This is a genomic window from Pseudomonas sp. WS 5412 (assembly GCF_012985615.1).
Taxonomy (GTDB): domain Bacteria; phylum Pseudomonadota; class Gammaproteobacteria; order Pseudomonadales; family Pseudomonadaceae; genus Aquipseudomonas; species Aquipseudomonas shahriarae.
Genome location: NZ_JAARMB010000025.1, coordinates 38,203 through 53,947, shown reverse-complemented (window position 1 = coordinate 53,947; position 15,745 = coordinate 38,203). Strand labels below are relative to the sequence as shown.

The 15,745-nt window shown below is 61.2% G+C and carries 15 protein-coding genes; 9 read left to right on the top strand and 6 right to left on the bottom strand.

Features of this window, described 5'->3' with window-relative positions; translation table 11 throughout:
* The 7 genes from cobU (at window position 1) to HBR94_RS24975 (ending at window position 5,285) form a co-directional block, all read left to right on the top strand.
* The gene (gene cobU, locus HBR94_RS25005; protein ID WP_057438766.1) at window positions 1-522 is read left to right on the top strand and encodes a bifunctional adenosylcobinamide kinase/adenosylcobinamide-phosphate guanylyltransferase; all 522 of its coding nucleotides are present in this window, start codon (window positions 1-3) and stop codon (window positions 520-522) included.
* Entirely contained in the window at window positions 519-1,574 is a 1,056-nt protein-coding gene (gene cobT / locus HBR94_RS25000; protein ID WP_057438767.1) for a nicotinate-nucleotide--dimethylbenzimidazole phosphoribosyltransferase, read from the top strand. Before cobU ends, cobT begins: the two co-directional genes overlap by 4 nt.
* Complete coding sequence (gene cobC, locus HBR94_RS24995; protein ID WP_057958856.1) at window positions 1,571-2,146, top strand: alpha-ribazole phosphatase family protein; 576 nt, start codon at window positions 1,571-1,573, stop codon at window positions 2,144-2,146. Before cobT ends, cobC begins: the two co-directional genes overlap by 4 nt.
* The gene (locus HBR94_RS24990; RefSeq protein WP_170045704.1) at window positions 2,147-2,875 is read left to right on the top strand and encodes an adenosylcobinamide-GDP ribazoletransferase; all 729 of its coding nucleotides are present in this window, start codon (window positions 2,147-2,149) and stop codon (window positions 2,873-2,875) included.
* 42 nt (window positions 2,876-2,917) lie between these two features.
* On the top strand, window positions 2,918-3,322 hold the full coding sequence (locus HBR94_RS24985) for a MarR family transcriptional regulator (protein WP_057438770.1): 405 nt from the start codon (window positions 2,918-2,920) through the stop codon (window positions 3,320-3,322).
* 61 nt (window positions 3,323-3,383) lie between these two features.
* Complete coding sequence (locus tag HBR94_RS24980) at window positions 3,384-4,583, top strand: MFS transporter (protein ID WP_162947787.1); 1,200 nt, start codon at window positions 3,384-3,386, stop codon at window positions 4,581-4,583.
* 150 nt (window positions 4,584-4,733) lie between these two features.
* Window positions 4,734-5,285, top strand: a complete 552-nt coding sequence (locus HBR94_RS24975) for a redoxin domain-containing protein (RefSeq protein ID WP_057438772.1) — start codon at window positions 4,734-4,736, stop codon at window positions 5,283-5,285.
* A gap of 65 nt (window positions 5,286-5,350) precedes the next feature.
* Here HBR94_RS24975 and HBR94_RS24970 read toward each other — a convergent pair whose 3' ends face one another.
* The 3 genes from HBR94_RS24970 to HBR94_RS24960 all read right to left on the bottom strand — a co-directional run bounded on the left by HBR94_RS24970 (window position 5,351) and on the right by HBR94_RS24960 (window position 7,759).
* Window positions 5,351-6,625: an outer membrane protein transport protein gene (locus HBR94_RS24970; protein WP_170045703.1), complete on the bottom strand. Its 1,275-nt coding sequence runs from the start codon at window positions 6,623-6,625 to the stop codon at window positions 5,351-5,353.
* A 146-nt stretch (window positions 6,626-6,771) separates the two neighbouring features.
* Window positions 6,772-7,254 (bottom strand): hypothetical protein, encoded by a 483-nt coding sequence (locus tag HBR94_RS24965; protein ID WP_057958860.1) that lies wholly within the window; start codon window positions 7,252-7,254, stop codon window positions 6,772-6,774.
* Between the two features lie 280 nt (window positions 7,255-7,534).
* Complete coding sequence (locus HBR94_RS24960) at window positions 7,535-7,759, bottom strand: hypothetical protein (protein WP_007898912.1); 225 nt, start codon at window positions 7,757-7,759, stop codon at window positions 7,535-7,537.
* A gap of 878 nt (window positions 7,760-8,637) precedes the next feature.
* On the opposite strand from HBR94_RS24960, the gene HBR94_RS24955 reads away from it, so the two are divergent.
* Both HBR94_RS24955 and rmuC read left to right on the top strand, forming a co-directional pair.
* Entirely contained in the window at window positions 8,638-8,961 is a 324-nt protein-coding gene (locus HBR94_RS24955) for a sel1 repeat family protein (RefSeq protein ID WP_057438775.1), read from the top strand.
* 175 nt (window positions 8,962-9,136) lie between these two features.
* On the top strand, window positions 9,137-10,501 hold the full coding sequence (gene rmuC / locus HBR94_RS24950) for a DNA recombination protein RmuC (protein WP_162947788.1): 1,365 nt from the start codon (window positions 9,137-9,139) through the stop codon (window positions 10,499-10,501).
* Between the two features lie 447 nt (window positions 10,502-10,948).
* On the opposite strand, the gene HBR94_RS24945 is transcribed toward rmuC, so the two are convergent.
* From HBR94_RS24945 to HBR94_RS24935, 3 genes are all read right to left on the bottom strand, one after another.
* Entirely contained in the window at window positions 10,949-14,419 is a 3,471-nt protein-coding gene (locus HBR94_RS24945) for a PAS domain-containing hybrid sensor histidine kinase/response regulator (RefSeq protein WP_170045702.1), read from the bottom strand.
* A gap of 107 nt (window positions 14,420-14,526) precedes the next feature.
* On the bottom strand, window positions 14,527-14,913 hold the full coding sequence (locus tag HBR94_RS24940) for a YbaN family protein (RefSeq protein ID WP_057438777.1): 387 nt from the start codon (window positions 14,911-14,913) through the stop codon (window positions 14,527-14,529).
* 20 nt (window positions 14,914-14,933) lie between these two features.
* A complete protein-coding gene (locus tag HBR94_RS24935) occupies window positions 14,934-15,521 on the bottom strand; it encodes a YecA family protein (protein ID WP_057438778.1) in 588 nt (195 codons plus the stop codon).
* Window positions 15,522-15,745 lie beyond the last annotated feature (224 nt).

Here is a 15,745-nt window from a genome sequence, read left to right as displayed (position 1 = left end):
ATGTTGCAACTGATCCTCGGCGGCGCCCGCTCCGGTAAAAGCCGCCTGGCGGAAAAACTCGCCAGCAACAGCGCCATGCCTGTCACTTATATCGCCACCAGCCAACCCCAGGACGGTGAGATGAACGCGCGCGTCGCCCTGCATCGCCAGCGCCGTCCCAGCCAGTGGGGGTTGATCGAGGAACCGCTGGAACTGGCGCGGGTTTTGCGTGAAAACGCGGCCCCTGGGCATTGCCTGCTGGTCGATTGCCTGACCTTGTGGCTCACCAACCTGTTGCTGCTGGACGACCCGCAGCGCCTGGGCGTCGAGCGTGAATCCCTGCTGGACTGCCTGGCGTCGCTGCCGGGCGAAATCATTTTTGTCAGCAACGAGACCGGTCTGGGTGTCGTGCCGCTGGGCGAATTGACTCGCCGCTATGTGGATGAAGCCGGATGGCTGCATCAAGCCTTGGCCGAGCGGTGTCAGCGTGTAGTGCTGACCGTTGCCGGCCTGCCCCTGACTTTGAAAGGTACTGCGTTATGAGCCCATCCTGGTGGCTGGACCCGTGCAAGGCGCTGGACGCTGCGGCTTATGAACAAGCCCTGGCCCGCCAGCAACAACTGACCAAGCCCGCCGGGTCCCTGGGGCAACTGGAAGCGTTGGCGGTGCAACTGGCCGGTTTGCAGGGCCGGGTCAAACCGACGGTCGAGCAGGTGTGGATCGCCATCTTTGCCGGCGATCACGGAGTGGTCGCGGAAGGGGTCTCGGCCTATCCCCAGGAAGTCACCGGGCAGATGCTGCATAACTTTGTCAGCGGTGGCGCGGCGATCAGTGTGCTGGCCCGCCAACTGGATGCACAGCTGGAAGTGGTGGATCTGGGTACCGTGACGCCGTCGCTCGACCTGCCGGGCGTGCGCCACTTGAATATCGCCCCGGGCACGGCCAATTTTGTGCTGGGCGCGGCCATGACCGAGGCCCAGGGCCATTTGGCCCTGGCGGCGGGGCGTGACAGCGTGCAGCGCGCGATCAACGCCGGTGCGCAGCTGTTTATTGGCGGTGAGATGGGCATCGGCAACACCACTGCCGCCAGTGCGCTGGCCTGTGCCTTGCTCGATTGCCAGGTCAGCGACCTGACCGGTCCCGGCACCGGCCTGAATGCCCAGGGCGTGAGCCATAAGGTGGCGGTGATCGAGCGGGCCCTGGCATTGCATACCGGGCAGCGGGGCGACCCGTTGCAGACCTTGTTCAATCTCGGTGGCCTGGAGATCGCCGGGTTGGTGGGGGCCTATCTGGCCTGCGCCCAGGCGGGGGTGGTGGTGCTGGTCGACGGGTTTATCTGCAGCGTCGCGGCGCTGGTCGCCACGCGCCTCAACCCGTCGTGCCGGCCATGGCTGTTGTTCGGCCATCGGGGCGCCGAGCCGGGCCATCGCCATGTGTTGCAAAGCCTTGAAGCCCAGCCACTGCTGGAACTGGGCCTGCGCCTGGGCGAGGGCAGCGGCGCGGCGCTGGCGGTGCCGCTGTTGCGTCTGGCCTGTGCGTTACACGGGCAGATGGCGACATTCGCAGAAGCGGCCGTGGCGGACCGCCCGGCATGACCTTGCACCTGGACCTGCTACGCCATGGTGAGACCGAACTGGGCGGCGGTTTGCGCGGCAGCCTGGATGATGCCCTGACCGCCAAGGGCTGGGCGCAGATGCGCGAGGCGGTGCTGGCGCGCGGGCCGTGGGATCGTCTGGTCAGCTCGCCGCTGCAGCGCTGCGCGCGTTTTGCTGAGGAGTTGGGCGCACGCCTGAACCTGCCGGTGAGCCTGGAACAGGATCTGCAGGAACTGCACTTCGGCGCCTGGGAAGGGCAGAGCGCGGTGCAATTGATGGAAACCGATGCCGAGGCATTGGGGCTTTTCTGGGCTGATCCATATAGCTTTACGCCGCCGGATGGCGAGCCTGTCGAGGCGTTTTCCCAGCGTGTACGGGACGCTGTCCTACGTCTGCATCAGCTGTATGCCGGCCAACGGGTGCTGCTGATCAGCCATGGTGGCGTCATGCGTTTACTGCTGGCCCAGGCCCGCGGCTTGCCCCGTGAGCAGTTGCTGAATGTCGAGGTGGGCCACGGCGGCCTGTTCAGCCTGCGGGTCGAGGCCGACGGTGTGTTGAGCGAGGGCGCCTGAATGTTGCCATTCTGGATTGCCTTGCAGTTTCTCAGCAGCCTGCCGATTCGCCTGCCGGGCATGCCGCAACCCCAGGAACTGGGGCGCTCGCTGCTGTTTTATCCGCTGGTAGGGCTGTTGTTCGGGTTGCTACTGTGGGGCTTGAACACGCTGTTGATGGGCACGCCCTTGCTGTTGCACGGGGCCCTGCTGCTGACGGCGTGGGTGTTGCTCAGTGGCGGCCTGCACCTGGATGGCCTGGCGGACAGCGCCGACGCCTGGCTGGGTGGCTTTGGCGACCGCGAACGCACCCTGAGCATCATGAAGGATCCGCGCAGCGGCCCGATTGCTGTCGTGACCCTGGGCTTGGTGCTGCTGCTTAAATTCACCGCGCTGGTGGCGCTGATCGAGCAACACAATGGCGCCGCCTTGATCCTCGCCCCACTGATCGGTCGCAGCTCGTTGCTGGCACTGTTTCTCACCACCCGCTATGTGCGTGCCGGGGGCCTGGGCCAGGCGCTGGCTGACCATTTGCCACGGATTGTCGGGCAGCAGGTGCTGATCCTCAGTGGCCTGGCGTGTGTGTTGATCGGCGGTTTCAGCGGCGGGATTGCGGTGTTGCTGGCGGCCATCTGCTTTGTGGGCTTGCGGCAGCTGATGATCAATCGGCTGGGCGGCACCACCGGTGACACGGCCGGCGCCTTGCTGGAACTGCTCGAAGTGGCGGTGTTGATCGGTCTGGCTCTGTAACACTTTCTTGCATTTCCTTAATCGCGGGTATATACACGTTCCATGCTTGCCTCCCAATGTTTATGCACCAACCTGCGTCGTGCCGCCCGTGGCGTCAGCAGGCACTACGACGGCGCCCTCGATGGCTTCGGAATCAACGTCGCCCAGTATTCTTTGCTGTGTAACCTGCAGCGTCTGAATCAACCGAGTATTTCCAGCCTGGCCGATGCCATGGGCCTGGACCGCAGCACCCTGGGGCGTAACCTGCGGGTGCTGGAGGGCGAAGGCCTGGTGCGGTTGGTCGAAGGCGATGACCTGCGCAACCGCCTGGTGGTGCTCACGGAGCAAGGCAAACAGCGCCTGGCGGCCGCATTGCCGGCCTGGGAAGCGGCGCAGCAGAAACTGATCGATAAATTGGGCGTGCAAAAACGCGAAACCCTGTTGGCCTTGCTGGATGAACTCGCTTAAACGCGGGCTTGTTCGAATACAAGCGGGTATATACCCGTAGCGGAGAATAATAATGACCTCGATGTGGCGTACCAGTGGCTGGATTCTTGTCGGGAGTGCGCTGATCCTGGCCCTTTCCCTGGGCGTGCGGCATGGCTTTGGTTTGTTTCTGGCGCCCATGAGCGCCGAGTTCGGCTGGGGTCGTGAAACCTTTGCCTTTGCCATCGCCTTGCAAAACCTGATCTGGGGCCTGGCGCAGCCGTTTACCGGAGCCCTGGCCGACCGCTTCGGCGCGGCCAAAGTGGTGATGATCGGTGGCGTGCTGTATGCCCTGGGCCTGGTGTTCATGGGCTTGTCCGATTCGGCGTGGTCGCTGTCCTTGAGTGCCGGCTTGTTGATCGGTATCGGCCTGTCCGGCACCTCATTCTCGGTGATCCTCGGCGTGGTCGGACGTGCCGTGGCCCCGGAAAAGCGCAGCATGGCCATGGGCATTGCCAGCGCCGCCGGTTCCTTTGGCCAGTTCGCCATGTTGCCGGGCACCCTCGGCCTGATTGGTTGGCTGGGCTGGTCCGCCGCCTTGTTGGTGCTGGGTCTGCTGGTGGCGCTGATCGTGCCGCTGGTGACGATGATCAAGGACCGCCCGCTGCCGGTCATGGCTGGCCAGCAAACCCTGCGCGAGGCTTTGCATGAAGCCTGTTCCCATTCCGGTTTCTGGTTGTTGGCCTTTGGTTTTTTTGTCTGCGGATTCCAAGTGGTGTTTATCGGCGTGCACTTGCCGGCCTACCTGGTGGATCAGCACCTGCCGGCGACCGTCGGCACCACGGTGTTGGCGCTGATCGGCCTGTTCAATATCTTCGGCACCTACACGGCGGGCTGGCTCGGCGGGCGGATGTCCAAACCGCGTTTGCTCACCGCGCTGTACCTGCTGCGGGCGGTGGTGATCGTGTTGTTCCTGTGGGCGCCGGTGACGCAAATGAGTGCCTACCTGTTCGGCATGGCCATGGGCTTTTTATGGTTGTCGACCGTGCCGCTGACCAACGGTACGGTGGCGACCTTGTTTGGTGTAAGAAACCTGTCGATGCTGGGTGGGATCGTGTTCCTGTTCCATCAGTTGGGCTCGTTCCTCGGCGGCTGGCTGGGGGGCGTGGTCTATGATCGAACCGGTAACTACGACTTGATCTGGCAGGTGGCGATCGTCTTGAGTCTGGTCGCGGCCGCCCTTAATTGGCCCGTGCGTGAGCGGCCTGTGGCCAGGTTGCAAGCGCAGATGGGGGTAGCATGAACTCGATCGGGTACTGGGTTGGCGCAGCCGGCCTGCTGACGCTGTTGCTGCTGGCCTGGTGGGGCTGGCAGCGCAGCGGGCTGGCGTTGATGCAACTGGGTATGTCGATCTGTTAAGTTGTTTGCCTGACTTTGTCCAAGGACACCCGACATGTTAATGCGTTGGCTTGCAGTACCCGCCCTGATGATGGGCCTTGGTGGTGTCGCCATGGCCGCCGATTGCCCAACGTTGCTTGAGGGCCAGTTGCCCAAATTGCGCGCCAAGGAGTCCATCGACCTGTGCCAGCGCTTTGCCGGCAAGCCCCTGGTGATCGTCAATACCGCCAGTTTTTGTGGGTTCGCCCCGCAGTTCAAGGGACTGGAGGCGTTGTATCAGCGCTACAAAGGTGACGGCCTGGAAGTGATTGGTGTGCCCTCCGATGACTTCAAGCAAGAAGCCAAGACAGGCGAGGAAACGGCCAAGGTCTGCTATGTGAACTACGGCGTGACGTTCACCATGACCGAGCCACAGAAGGTCAGGGGCCCCGATGCGGCGCACCTGTTCAAGGTCCTGGCCGAGCAGAGCAACGCGCCGAAATGGAATTTCTACAAGTACGTGGTGGATCGCCAGGGCAAGGTGATCGCCAGCTTCTCCAGCCTGACCAAACCGGACAGCCCGGATCTGATCGAGGCCGTGGAGCAGGCATTGGCTTCCAAACCCTGATTATTGGCCACTAAAAAGCCCCGCCTCCTTTGCAGGAGAGCGGGGCTTTTTTATGCAGCGTTGGATCAGAACTTGTACGTCATGCCCAGGCCGAAACCGTTGGCGCTGTTTTTGTACTTGGCGTTGTAGCTGGCCAACTGGTTGGAGCGGTTGACGCTGACTTCTTCTTCCTTGAGGTAGGAGTAGGCCAGGTCGATGGTCATGTTATCCATGACGGCGTAGCCCAGGCCAACGCTGAAGATGGTCCGGTCGCCGGTAGGGATCCGTGGCGAACGATCAGTGTTGTTGGTTGGCGACTGGTCGAAGGTCAAGCCGGTACGCAGCACAACCTGCTTGGTCAGTTGGTACGAGGTACCCACGGCATAAGCCCAGGTGTCGTGCCAGTTCTGTTCTTCCTTGATGGTACCTACCAGCGTTGGGGCGAGGCCGCCGCCGGCTGTGGTCACGCCTTTGTTGTTGACGGTGATGTCCTTCAGACGGCTCCAGCGCGTCCAGGTAGCACCGGCATACAGCTTCCAGGCGTCGTTCATGTCCTGGGTAACCGACAGATCCCAGGATTCAGGGGTGTCGATTTTCAGCGAGGCGTCATAACGACCGTTCGCCAGCGTGCCGGAGGTGATGGCCGGGGCGTTCACTTCGGTGTGGCCTTCAAGCTTGTACTTGACCTTCGAGTGGTAGGTCAGGCCAACGCGGGTGGTATCGGTTGCCTGGACCAGCACGCCGGCGTTGAAGCCAATGGCAGTATCGTCGCCTTTGATCTTGATCCGGGTGTCAGGCACGGCAGGGTTCAGTGTCAGCTCTGATTCCAGGGTGCCGGCAATGCGGTTGAAGGTTGGACCAAAACCGACGGAAACCCTGTCGTTGAAGGCATAGCTGACGGTCGGCTGGAAAGTGATGACTTGAACTTCACTTTTGCTGCCAAAGCCGCGGCCCTGGTATTTGCTCTCGTAGTCGGTAATCAGGCCGAACGGTGCATACACACCGAAGCCGACTGCCCACTGGTCATTGAGTTTGTTGGTGTAGAAGCCGAACGGTACCGCCGTGAAGGGGACCATGTCGCCTTTGTTGGTGCCTCTAGAGCGACCGCTGACATCTTTGATATCAGTGGAGGCATCAATCACTGCAACACCGCCCGTGACTTGCTGGCCTTCAAGGCGAGCCATACCGGCAGGGTTGCCAAAAACAGTGCTTGCATCATCGGCAGAAGAAGAACGGCCCGCGAACCCGGTACCCATCCCGCTGACGCTTTGTTCGTTGAGGGCAAAGCCGCTTGCGAACAGTTGGGAAGAGGCCATGGCAACGGCGAGGCTAAGTGTGGTCTTGAGCATTACTTTTTTCATTATTAGAACTCCGGGGTGATCACCGCTGCGGAAAGTATCAATAAAATTAACTTAGCGCTATAGGCTGTAATGCTGGAGATAGAGCGGTTTTGTAGGACAATCCGACCAAAATTGCCGCTTTTTGCCGAATCTTGCAAAGTGCCCGATCAGCACGCGACCTGATTCATTGGGTTTACACAGGTTTGCCAGGCCTGGGTGTAATCCCGTAGCCGACCCTGAGGGTGAAATATTTCTTTCCAGATACGCGCCATTGCCAGCAGATCGTCGGGTTGGGGCAGTTCGGGGCGATGTTGTTCCACCAGCAACCAGGCAATGGCGGTGGCGTAGCGCAGGTTGACCGTCAGCTCCAACTGCGGCCCGCTGAGGAAGGCATGCTGGCTGGCGAGGCCGCGCACCAGGCTGGCACGTTCCGGGTCGAGGGCCAGGTAGCTGTCCCATAAGGCTCTGTGGCGCGATTCGGTAATGCGATACAGGCCGTGGCCGCGCCGGTCATGCAGGGCCGAGCCCAGTTCCGATTGGCTGGCGGCAACCCCCAGCAGCAGGGATTCTGCGGTTTGGCTGTGGCGACCCAGGTAAATCAGCGTGGGTCTGATCACATAACGACACAATTCGCTGGCGGCAATGCCCATAGAACCCTCGGAACCCTTGAAAATGGTCGGCGATGCCTGAGAAGGGGGGGGCTTGGCAGCGGTGGATCGGATCTCAGGCTCGCCGGAGGCGGATCATGCCGCCTGAGTTGAAGTGTAGTGTCAGATTCACGACGTAAAGGTCTGTTTTTAAAATATTTCCGGTGGGGGGTTATAAGCGTTATATCTGTTTGACCTAAAGCCAACCGACAAAAAACCGAATTCCAGGCAATAAAAAACCCTGCTTTGCGGGCAGGGTTTTCGATGTTCAGCGTCGGGTCAATCAGGCAACCAGGGCCTGACGGGTACGCTCGATCACGGCCTGCAGCGGCTCTGCGCTGGAGTATTGATCGGGGTACAGGCGTTCGCTGTGACGAGCGATGCCGTGTTCGTTGACCAGGGTGAAGCTGAAGCAGCCTTTGCGAGCGGCCATGATCAGGCAGTTCATTGGAGCAAAAGCATTGGTGAGGGTGCGAATGGCATCCTGAGTATGGATTTGAGTGGACATATTATTGGTGTTCCTACAAATGACACGGATAAGAACCGTGCAACGTTAAAACGTTCCAGTGACGCTGATCACCATTGATCATGCGAAGAACCCGACTGGAACAAAGCAGCCAGTTTGAAGCGCTGAATAATTTGGCGCGCTTGGGCTGGCAGGTAGGTACTTAGGAGGGCAGGCAACACAACAGGGGCAAAGGTTCTGGGCCCAGGGTGAAGATCCTGATCAATTTGCAGGTTGGTTCGGTCAGAGTATGGAAACTTCGCGACACCCTTTGCATTGTTCAAAGGCAGTGTCGTCTCAAGTGATACCTGGAAACCATCGAGGTGGTCGATCCCATCAAGATTGACAAAACTTCTCTTTAGGGAAGCTACGTCGCGGGGATTTGTTCGACCAGAATTGACTTTCAGCTTGGTACTAACGCTGCGGATAGTAATGGCTTGAAACCGGTAAAGCAAGTGTGTTAGCAAAAATACCTTACTTGGGCCCCTGGTACAGCCCACGCTTGTGTGTCACCCCTGTAACGTTTTGGGCCACAAAGCGGCGGCGATATAACCACCAGGCAGGTAGTTGTGCACATTGGTTGCGCAGTGTGTCACCCGGAAGGCGTGTGGTCGGATTAGCCCACGAATGCCTGCATCGAAAATTTAAGTCAATGAAAAATCTGGCTTTTTTTATTGGTGAAAAAATCGTCAGTTTAAGCGCGGCCCCCGTTCCATGGGCCTTTGCGCGAGTTAAAGCACGGTTGTCCACTGAGTTATCCACAGCTTCTGTGGATTGTCCCAAGCGCTTGCTCTAGAACGGGCGTGCCGGGTTTTTTCAGCTTTACCCGTACGAAAAAAGGAGTAGAGTGGCGCGCCTTCCGTTCTGCCCTACAGTGCTTTATGAAGTTTCGCTCAGTATCACCCGCTGTTACCGACAACCCTCCGAGTGTTACCCCGCCCAAGCGTTTTTCTTTGAAAGTCGCGCTGTGGCTGCTGGATAACCCGCGCATTGGCGATAACCCCAATATCAAGCACTTCGCCGGGCGTTTGCTCAAGCAGCCCGCCCGTGAAGGGGTGGTCGTGGCGCAGAGTCGCCTGGGCCTGTTGATGTGCCGTGAGTGCGGCAATGCCCGGGACCGCCGCATCGGCCACGACCTGCTGCGCCAGGCCGCCCGTGCCGGCGACCCTGGCGCTCAGCGTGAACTGGGTCAGATCAAAGACTGAGCTGTCCACGAAGCGCCTGCTTGGTTAACCTTCCTCTTTTACCGTAATGGCAGGAATGGCTATGGCTTTTGACTGGACCAGTTTGGCACTGGGCCTCGCCGCTGCGGCGTTGCCTCTGATGGTCCTGTGCTGGCAGATCCAGCGTCGCCTGAACGCTCGCAGTGCCGGTTGGGAACTGTTGGAGGAGCGCCTGGCCACTGCGCAGATGGCCCAGGAAGGGCTGGCCGCACAATTGGATGCCAGCCGTGATGAGATCAGCGACCTGAGCCAGGCCAATGCGGCCAAACAGGCCGACCTGGCGGCGGTACGCCGGGAAGTCGAGCTGCTGCAGATCGACCGCGACAACGCCCGCGATGCGGCCCACGCCTGGAACCTCGAGCGCTCCGCCAAGGAAGGCGAGCTGCGCCGCCTGGACGCCTTGTCGGCCTCCCTGCGTGCCGAACTGCGCGAGCAGCAGGACAGCCATCAACAACGCCTCAACGACCTGCAAGGCTCGCGGGATGAGCTGCGCGCGCAGTTCGCCGAGTTGGCCGGGAAGATCTTCGACGAGCGCGAGCAGCGATTTGCCGAAACCAGCCAGCAACGCCTCGGGCAATTGCTTGACCCGCTGAAGGAGCGCATCCAGTCGTTCGAAAAACGCGTGGAAGAAAGCTATCAGAACGAGGCGCGGGAGCGATTTTCCCTGGGCAAGGAGCTGGAGCGCCTACAGCAATTGAACCTGCGCCTGTCGGACGAAGCCACCAACCTCACCCGCGCCCTCAAGGGGCAGAAGACCCAAGGCAACTGGGGTGAGTTGATTCTGGAGCGGGTGCTGGAACATGCCGGCCTGGAGAAGGGCCGCGAGTACCAGACCCAGGTCAGCCTCAAGGGCCCCGATGGCGAGCGTTTCCAGCCGGACGTGCTGATCATGTTGCCGGGCGACAGGCAGGTAGTGGTGGACTCCAAGGTCAGCCTGACTGCGTATCAGCAGTACGTGGCGGCCGATGACGAGGTGATCGGCCAAGCCGCCCTCAAGCAGCACGTGCTGTCGCTGCGCAATCATGTCAAAGGCTTGGCCGGCAAGGACTACAAGCGTCTTGAAGGCTTGCACAGCCTGGATTTCGTGTTGTTGTTCGTGCCCATTGAGGCCGCGTTTTCGGCTGCGTTGCAGGCCGAGCCGAACCTGTTCCAGGAAGCCTTCGACCGCCATATCGTAATCGTCAGCCCGACCACCTTGCTGGCGACCCTGCGGGTGATCGACAGCCTGTGGAAGCAGGAGCGGCAAAGCCAGAACGCCCGGGAAATTGCCGAGCGCGCCGGCTGGCTGTACGACAAGTTCGTATTGTTTATCCAGGACCTGGATGAAGTGGGTAATCGCCTACAACAGCTGGATAAGGCTTACAGTGCAGCGCGCAACAAGCTCACAGATGGTCGCGGCAATCTGGTCAGCCGGGTGGAACAATTGAAGCTGCTCGGCGCGCGCGCCAGTAAAGGTCTGCCTGCGGATCTGTTGGAAAAAGCGATGACCGACGAAGATGGCGTCGCCCAGCTACCTGACTAGACGCAGAACCGAAATGCGGGAGTGGGCTTTTGTGGGAGCCGGAGGACGCGCACGCTTCAATGATCAGGTCGGCTCTAAGGCCGCCTCGCTTTGCTTGTGATTTTGATCTCAGGCGCCCCGTTAAACCACGCTGGCCGTCATCCGATATTGATTTGGGGGGTAACCCGGCAGGACGCCGGGTTAGCCGCGCTGGGCCATGGATGGCCCATCGCGGCGGCCCCCCAAATCAATGTCGGATGACGGGCACACCGAGCCTAGGCGAGGTGCCGAGTGGTGGGGCAGGAGCCCGTTTGGTTACTTTTGGGGCTCTTTTCCAAAAGTGACCCGCCGTAAGGGCGGAACCAATAGCCGCCGTGACCGTAGCAATGGATCTGTACACAACCCCAAGAACCACGAAAGAGTCGTGTAGATACCGTTGACCATCGCAGGCAAACCAACTCCCACACGTTACAACGGCAAATGCCGATTCAGCAGCGCCCGCAACGCCGCCGGTTTCACCGGTTTGGCCAGGTAATCCAACCCCGCCGCATGCACCTCGGCCACCATTTCCGGCCGGCCATCGGCGCTGATCACCACCCCCGGAATCGGTTCCGCCAGTTGTGCGCGCAGCCAACCCATCAATTCGGTACCTGTCTCGCCGTGGTCCAGGTGGTAATCCACCAGGGCCAATTGCGGGCGCATGCCTTCTGCCAGCAACACGGCGCATTGCGCCTGGTCGCGTGCGGTCCAGACCTGGCAGCCCCAGCGGCTCAACAGGCTGCGCATGCCAATCAGGATGCTGTCTTCGTTGTCCACGCACAGCACCTGGGCGCCGCTCAACGGCAGGCCCTTTTCCTGTGTGGCTTGTACCTGCACGCTGGTCTGCGCCTTGGCCAGCGGCACGCTGACGCTGAACACGCTGCCTTTGCCTGGCCATGAGCGCACGCGCAAGCGGTGGCCGAGCACTCGGCACAGGCCGTCAGCAATGGCCAGGCCAAGGCCCAGGCCTTTCTCTGCACGGGTCTGGTGGCTGTCCAGGCGCTTGAACTCTTCGAAGATGACTTTCTGTTTATCCAGGGGAATGCCCGGGCCACGGTCCCACACTTCCAGGCGCAGTTCGCCACGCCGCCGTCGTACACCCAGCAGCACCGGGCCGTGGGCATAGCGGAAGGCGTTGGTCAGGAAATTCTGCAGGATCCGCCGCAGCAGTTTGATATCACTGTCGACGCGCAAGCGACTGCCGCGCAGGCGGAAACGCAAGCCTTGCTCCTGGGCCAGCACCTTGAACTCCGCGCCCAGGGCGTCGAACAGTTCACTCAAGGCAAATGGCTGACGTTGAGGGTTGATCTTGCCGTTTTCCAGGCGGGAGATATCCAGCAAGTCGCTGATCAGGTCTTCGGCCGAGCGCAACGAACTGTCCAGGTGCTGCACCAGTTGCCGGGCTTCTCCGGACAAACCTTCGCTCTGGTGGGAGAGGGCGGCCGAGAACAGTCGCGCAGCGTTCAGCGGTTGCATCAGGTCATGACTGACCGCGGCGAGGAAGCGGGTTTTCGACTGGTTGGCCGACTCGGCCACACCTTTGGCATCGGTCAGGGCCACGTTCAGTTGCGACAGTTCATGGGTACGCTCGGTGACCCGCTGCTCCAGACCCTCGTTGGCCTCGGTCAGGGCCTGCTCGGCCTCGCGGAAGGCAGTAATGTCAGTAAAACTCATGACGAACCCGCCACCCGGCATCGGGTTGCCGATCAGCTCGATCACCCGGCCATTGGGAAACAGCCGTTCCGAAGTATGGGCCCGGCCCTGGCGCATCCAGTGCAGGCGCCGTGCCACGTGGACTTCGGCCTCGCCCGGGCCGCACAGCCCGCGCTCGGCGTTGTAGCGAATAATGTCGGCAATCGGCCGGCCGACGCTGATCAGGCCCTCGGGGTAGTTGAACAGCTCCAGGTAACGACGGTTCCAGGCCACCAGCTTGAGGGACTGATCCACCACGCTGATGCCCTGGGTGATGTTCTCGATCGCGCCCTGCAACAGCGCCCGGTTGAACTGCAGCACTTCGGAGGCTTCGTCAGCGATACGGACTACGTCCTCCAGCTGCATTTCGCGGCCTTCAATCGCTGCTTTCACCACCGCCCGCGTCGATGATGCACCCAGTACGCCAGCCAGCAGCCGTTCAGTGTGGGCGATCCAGTCGTTGTCGGCATTCTGGTTGGGGTTAAAGCCCTTGCCTTGGCGGTAGGCGAAGCGGATGAAGCTCTGTTGCGCCCGTTCTTCGCCGACAAAACGCGCGGCCAGGCTCAACAGGTCATTGATCTGCACCGAGAGCATGGAGCGGGCGCTGGCGCGCTGGCTGGTTTCCTGGCCGATGAACCGCCCGGCCTGCCAATGCTCCGAGACCCGTGTGCGCGACAGCACCGAGACCCAGGCGAACAGGGTGAAGTTACCCGCCAAAGACAGCACCACGCCCTGGGTTAGTGGGGTGATCGGCAGCCCCAGTGGGTTGCCATGCAACCAGGCCAGGCCCGGGAAGATATTCAGCGACCAGCCCAGGCTATGGGCGGCAATTGGCAACACCAGGGTGTAGAACCACAGGAAAGTGCCCGCCGCCAGGCCGGCAAACACGCCGCGCCGGTTGGCTTGCTTCCAGTACAGCGCGCCGAGCATCGCCGGTGCCAGCTGGGTCACGGCGGCAAACGCAATCTGCCCGATGGTCGCCAGGCTGGCGGTGGAGCCGAGCAGGCGGTAGCTGACATAGGCCAGCAGCAGAATGATCACGATACTGACCCGGCGTACCGAGAGCATCCAGTGACGGAAGACTTCGAACGGGCGCTCGGCGTTGGTTCGGCGCAGCAGCCACGGCAGCAACATATCGTTGGAGACCATGGTCGACAGCGCCACACTGGCCACGATGACCATGCCGGTCGCCGCCGACGCACCGCCGATAAACGCCAGCAGCGCCAGGGCCGGATGGGCTTCGGCCAGAGGCAGGCTGATCACGTAGGAGTCCGGCAGTACCGAGCTGGGTAGCAGCATCTTGCCGCCCAGGGCAATCGGCACTACAAACAGTGCGGCCAGCACCAAATACGCCGGGAACACCCACTTGGCCAGGCGCAGGTCCTGGGGCTCGATGTTCTCCACGACAGTGACGTGGAACTGGCGGGGCAGGCAGATGATCGCCATCATCGCCACGCCGGTCTGCACCACCATCGAGGGCCAGTTGACGGTCTCTTTCCAGTACTCCTCCAATCTCGGCGCAAGCATCGCCTGGCTGAACAGATCGTTGAAACCGTCGTACAGGCCGTAGGTCACAAACGCACCCACGGCGAGAAACGCGAACAGCTTGACCAGAGACTCGAAGGCAATCGCCAGTACCATGCCACGGTGGTGCTCCGTGGCGTCGAGGTTGCGGGTACCAAATACGATGGTGAACAGCGCCAGCACCAGGGACACGATCAGGGCGGTGTCCTGGGCCCGCGTGCCGGTGGCATCGGCGCCGGCGCCAATCAGCAGGTTGACCCCCAGCACGATGCCTTTGAGTTGCAGGGCAATATAAGGCAGCACGCCCACCAGGCAGATCAGCGCCACGACCACGGCCAGGGACTGGGATTTGCCATAGCGCGCGGCGATAAAGTCGGCGATGGAGGTGATGTTTTCCTGCTTGCTGATCAGAATCATCTTTTGCAGGACCCAGGGCGCCAGCACCAGCAGCAGGACGGGGCCCAGGTAGATCGGTAAAAATGCCCACAACTGTTCGGCGGCCTGACCTACAGCGCCGAAGAAGGTCCAACTGGTGCAGTACACCGCCAGCGACAGGCTATACACCCACGCACGCACCCGCGGCGGCAGGGGCGCACGGCGGCGGTCACCGTAGAAGGCGATGGCAAACATAATGGCCATATAGGCCAGGGCAACGGCGGCGATCAGCCCGCTGGACAGCGTCATGAATACTCCGGACATAAAAACGCCCAGGCATTCCAGGCCCGGGACGACAGTCTCGCATGATGGCCGGGGTTAGTCAGTGCCGACGAAGGTCGGGTAGGGGGCAGTTCCTACGATCGTGGCGGCAGGGTCTTCTGGCGCAGGATGTAGATCGTCACCAGCACCGCGCTGGTCAGCATGAACCCGCGTGCCCAGGGCAATGGCACCAGGTAGCAAGAGATGCCAATGCTCAGCCACATCAGGCCGATTGCATAGACTTTGCCCTTGAGTGGGATGCCGTTGCCATCGAGGTAATCCCGAATCCAAGGACCCAGGCGCGGATGGTTGACCAGCCAGTCGTAGAAGCGCGGTGAACTACGGGCAAAGCAGCCGGCAGCCAATAGCAGGAAGGGGGTGGTCGGCAAGACCGGCAGGAAGATTCCGATCACCCCGAGCACTACGCTCAACCAGCCAATGGCCAGCAGCACGTAGCGCACAATCGGGGAGCGGTTGCCCATGGGCGCCACGGGCGGGGGACTCAGTGATGGCGAGGCTTGAGGATCGCCGGTTTTTCGTCGGGGGCGTTGCACAGCAGGTACAGGGCGGTCAGTGCTTCCGGGATCTGTACGATCATGTCGTCCATCAGATTGGCATCGCTGGCGATGTCGGCGAACTCAGGCTGGTCGTCGAACAGGCCGGAACCGACCATGATCGGCAGCAGCATTTCGCTGACTTCTTCCTCGGCGGTTTCGAACCAGGCGGCTTCACGCAGGAACACACCTTCCATGAAACCAATGCACCAGCCGCGCAGGTCGGAGTCGTCCGGCTCTTCGCCGAGGTCGAGCTCGCAGGGCAGCTCGAACTCTTCATCGGAGGCCAGTTGGCGGGAGATGTGGGCCTTGAGCTGGATCAGGGTTTCTTCGATCTCGCTGCGCTGGGCCTCATCCTTGTAGTGCGGCTCTTCGGCGAACAGGGCGTCGATCCATTCACGATCAGGAACCGGTTCGGAGCAGATCGACAGCGCAGTCAGGTAGCCATGGGCGGCCACGTAGTCCAGCGCCTCGTCATGCAGCTCATCGGCATCGAGGAAGGCTTGCAGGCGGTTTAGTTGCTCAGCGAAGGACATTGAAAGACTACCTTGGGAATATACGATGCTGAATTCTAGGCTTTCTTGAGCGTGCAGGCCAGCCGCACGGCATATTTGCAAGGTTTTCAGATGGGCCGCTATTCGTCAGCGGCGCCCTTTGCCGGGGAGTGCTCGGGTATACTGCCGCGTTTTGTGATGCCCCTGCAGGCCGGATGCGGTTGCGGGAAAAGTTCGCTTACGGATTATTTTCCGGCCAGGCGTGC

What these genes read in the sequence shown, in the direction of transcription:
- HBR94_RS24985 (WP_057438770.1), top strand. Translation starts at nt 2,918, where the DNA reads ATGCTTGCCTCCCAATGTTTATGCACCAACCTGCGTCGTGCCGCCCGT.
- cobC (WP_057958856.1), top strand. Translation starts at nt 1,571, where the DNA reads ATGACCTTGCACCTGGACCTGCTACGCCATGGTGAGACCGAACTGGGC.
- HBR94_RS24945 (WP_170045702.1), bottom strand. Translation starts at nt 14,419, where the DNA reads ATGACGCTGTCCAGCGGGCTGATCGCCGCCGTTGCCCTGGCCTATATG.
- HBR94_RS24940 (WP_057438777.1), bottom strand. Translation starts at nt 14,913, where the DNA reads ATGGGCAACCGCTCCCCGATTGTGCGCTACGTGCTGCTGGCCATTGGC.
- HBR94_RS24960 (WP_007898912.1), bottom strand. Translation starts at nt 7,759, where the DNA reads ATGTCCACTCAAATCCATACTCAGGATGCCATTCGCACCCTCACCAAT.
- HBR94_RS24935 (WP_057438778.1), bottom strand. Translation starts at nt 15,521, where the DNA reads ATGTCCTTCGCTGAGCAACTAAACCGCCTGCAAGCCTTCCTCGATGCC.
- HBR94_RS24970 (WP_170045703.1), bottom strand. Translation starts at nt 6,625, where the DNA reads ATGAAAAAAGTAATGCTCAAGACCACACTTAGCCTCGCCGTTGCCATG.
- HBR94_RS24975 (WP_057438772.1), top strand. Translation starts at nt 4,734, where the DNA reads ATGTTAATGCGTTGGCTTGCAGTACCCGCCCTGATGATGGGCCTTGGT.
- HBR94_RS24955 (WP_057438775.1), top strand. Translation starts at nt 8,638, where the DNA reads ATGAAGTTTCGCTCAGTATCACCCGCTGTTACCGACAACCCTCCGAGT.
- HBR94_RS24980 (WP_162947787.1), top strand. Translation starts at nt 3,384, where the DNA reads ATGTGGCGTACCAGTGGCTGGATTCTTGTCGGGAGTGCGCTGATCCTG.
- HBR94_RS24965 (WP_057958860.1), bottom strand. Translation starts at nt 7,254, where the DNA reads ATGGGCATTGCCGCCAGCGAATTGTGTCGTTATGTGATCAGACCCACG.
- cobT (WP_057438767.1), top strand. Translation starts at nt 519, where the DNA reads ATGAGCCCATCCTGGTGGCTGGACCCGTGCAAGGCGCTGGACGCTGCG.
- HBR94_RS24990 (WP_170045704.1), top strand. Translation starts at nt 2,147, where the DNA reads ATGTTGCCATTCTGGATTGCCTTGCAGTTTCTCAGCAGCCTGCCGATT.
- cobU (WP_057438766.1), top strand. Translation starts at nt 1, where the DNA reads ATGTTGCAACTGATCCTCGGCGGCGCCCGCTCCGGTAAAAGCCGCCTG.